Below are 3,110 nucleotides of genomic sequence, written 5' to 3'. Positions count from 1 at the left end.
GCAAGGCAGCGGCGCCCGCCGCAGCCCCGGCAGCACCCGCGCAGGACCCGGCAGATACCGGCGAGGGCCTGCCCGGCGACGGCGAGCCCGTCGCCCCGGTGAAGGCCACCCGCAGCCGCCGCAAGAAGGCCGCCGCGCCCGCCGCGGCGCCCGAGCCGGTCGCCGAGGCCGATGAGCTGCCCGTCGAGGAGGAAGAGCCGGTCGTCGAGCCGCTCGTCGAGCCGGTGGCCGAGACTCCGGCGGAGACGCCGGCCGTGCCGCTGATCGGCGTGCTGCCGTTGGACGGCGAGCTGGTGGAGGAGACGCCGGCGCCGCGCACCCGCGGTCGCAGGGCCGCCGCGCTGCCCCCGGCCGTGCTGTTCATGCCGCCGGAGACCGACAACGAGCCCCAGCCGGTCCGCCGGACCCGTCGCGGTGCCGCGGCGGCCCCGGTGGTCGCGCCGGTGGCGGAGGAGCCGGAGGCCGACGAGGCCGTCGTCGACGAGCCCGCCGCCGTCGAGGAGCCCGCCGAGGGCGTCCGCCGCACCACCCGCAGCCGTCGCCGCCGGGGCGCGGCCGCCGAGGAGCCGGTGGAGGCCGCCGAGCTCCTCGAGCAGCCGGTGCTCGAGGAGGCCGACGAGACCGCCGAGGACGGCGACGACGACGAGCTGGACGAGGACGGCAACAGCCGCCGTCGCCGCCGCCGTGGCCGCCGTGGCCGTGGCCGCGGCAAGGGCCCGTCCGACGAGGGCGACGACACCGAGGCCGAGGCCACCGCGGAGGAGCCCGCGGACGCCGAGGGCGACGAGGAGGAGGACGCCGAGGACGGTGACGGGGTCACCCGCCGCCGGCGCCGCCGGCGTCGCAAGGGCTCCGGGGACACCGAGGTCGGCGGCATCGAGGACGGCGTGCACACCGTCGTCCGGGTCCGCGAGCCGCGCACCCGCGAGCGCTCCGACGAGGTGCAGGGCGTCTCCGGCTCGACCCGGCTCGAGGCCAAGCGGCAGCGCCGGCGCGACGGTCGTGAGCAGCGCCGCACCCGGCCGCCGATCCTGAGCGAGTCCGAGTTCCTGGCCCGCCGGGAGGCGGTCGACCGGGTGATGGTGGTCCGGCAGAAGCCCGACCGCACCCAGATCGCGGTGCTCGAGGACGGCGTCCTCGTGGAGCACTACGTGTCACGGGCCACGTCCGGCACGATGGTCGGCAACGTCTACCTCGGCAAGGTGCAGAACGTGCTGCCGAGCATGGAGGCGGCGTTCGTCGACGTCGGCCGCGGCCGCAACGCCGTGCTCTACGCCGGCGAGGTCAACTGGGACGCCACCGGGCTGGAGGGCCGGGCCCGCTCGATCGAGCAGGCGCTGCGCTCCGGCGACTCGGTGCTGGTCCAGGTCACCAAGGACCCGATCGGGCACAAGGGTGCCCGGCTGAGCAGCCACATCGCGCTCTCCGGCCGCCACCTGGTCTACGTGCCGAACGGCAACGCCTCCGGCATCAGCCGCAAGCTGCCCGACAACGAGCGCAAGCGGCTGCGTGACGTGCTGAAGAAGCTGGTGCCGGACGGCGCCGGCGTCATCGTGCGGACCGCCGCCGAGGGCGCCAGCGAGGACGAGCTGGCCCGCGACGTCAAGCGGCTGCAGGCGCAGTGGGAGGACATCCAGGCCCGGGCGGCCGAGGGGCACGCGCCGGCGGCGCTCTCCGAGGAGCCCGACCTGGTCATCCGCGTGGTCCGGGACCTGTTCAACGAGGACTTCCGCGAGGTGGTCATCCAGGGCGAGCAGGCATACGGCGAGGTGGAGGGCTACCTCGACTCGGTCTCGCCCGAGCTGCTGGACCGGCTGCACCGGCACACCGGCGCCGGGGACATCTTCGCCGAGAAGCGCATCGACGAGCAGATCCTCAAGGCCCTGGACCGCAAGGTGTTCCTGCCCTCGGGCGGTCACCTGGTCATCGACCGCACCGAGGCGATGACGGTGGTCGACGTCAACACCGGCAAGTACACCGGTGCGGGCGGCAACCTGGAGGAGACGGTCACCCGTAACAACCTCGAGGCGGCCGAGGAGATCGTCCGGCAGCTGCGGCTGCGCGACATCGGCGGCATCGTGGTGATCGACTTCATCGACATGGTGCTGGAGAGCAACCGTGAGCTGGTGCTGCGCCGGCTGACCGAGTGCCTGGGCCGGGACCGGACCAAGCACCAGGTCACCGAGATCACCTCGCTCGGCCTGGTGCAGATGACCCGCAAGCGGATCGGTGCCGGCCTGATCGAGGCGTTCACCGAGACCTGCGACCACTGCAAGGGCCGTGGCCTGATCATCCACACCGAGCCGGTGCCGGAGAAGCGGGTCGGCGGCGGCGCGGTCACCCAGGTGAAGGCGGTCGCCGCGGCGGTACGCACCGAGGCGCCCGCGCAGCAGCCGAGCACCAAGTCGCGGCGCCGCCGTGGCGGCGGTGGCGAGGCGCCGGCCGAGGTCGAGCCCGAGGTCGTCGTGGCGGCGGTCGAGACCGCGGAGGTCGCGGAGGTCGCGGACGTCGCAGAGGTCGCGGAGCCGGTGCACCACCTGCCGGCCGAGGACCCGGTGGCGGAGACGGCCGGGCTGCCGCCGCGGAGTTCGGGCGTCGTCGCACCGGCCGGCTCGGGCATCGTGGCGCGCACCGCGCCGGTGGCCGGCGCCGGTGCCGGCGATGAGGAGTACGACATCAGCGGCTACGACCTGTCCCGCTACGAGTCGAACGGGCCGAACGGCGCGGAGCACCCCGCCGAGCCGCTGCAGCTCACCGGCTCGGACGACCCGGACGCGGCCGAGGACGACGAGGACGACGAGGACGGCGACGACGAGCCCGTGGGTGCGGGAGCGGGCGGCCGGCGCCGGTCGCGCCGCGGCGGCACCCGGCGGCGTACCCGCCCGTAAGCAGCACCGGCCGGGCGGCTTCGGCGGGGTAATCCCTGCTGAGGCCGCCCGGCCCATGTTCGCCGATCTATGTCGGTTACCCTCGTGATTCCCCAGTGACATCCCCGAGGAGTACCGAACCCCATGCGACGCCTGCTGTGCGCGACCGCCGTTAACGGCGCCCTTCTCCTGCTCGGCACCGGCTGCTCGAGCGGCAAGGCGGACGAGGACGCGGCCGCGGCC

The 3,110-nt window shown here is 74.9% G+C and carries 1 protein-coding gene; it reads left to right on the top strand.

Annotated elements, in window-relative coordinates:
- The coding region (locus AB0F10_RS44990; protein ID WP_360640657.1) for an Rne/Rng family ribonuclease at nucleotides 1-2,888 on the top strand (2,888 nt) is incomplete at its 5' end.
- Between the last annotated feature and the right edge of the window lie 222 nt (nucleotides 2,889-3,110).

This window comes from Actinoplanes sp. NPDC026623 (assembly GCF_040638275.1).
Lineage (GTDB): Bacteria > Actinomycetota > Actinomycetes > Mycobacteriales > Micromonosporaceae > Actinoplanes.
This window is presented reverse-complemented; position numbering and strand designations above follow the sequence as displayed.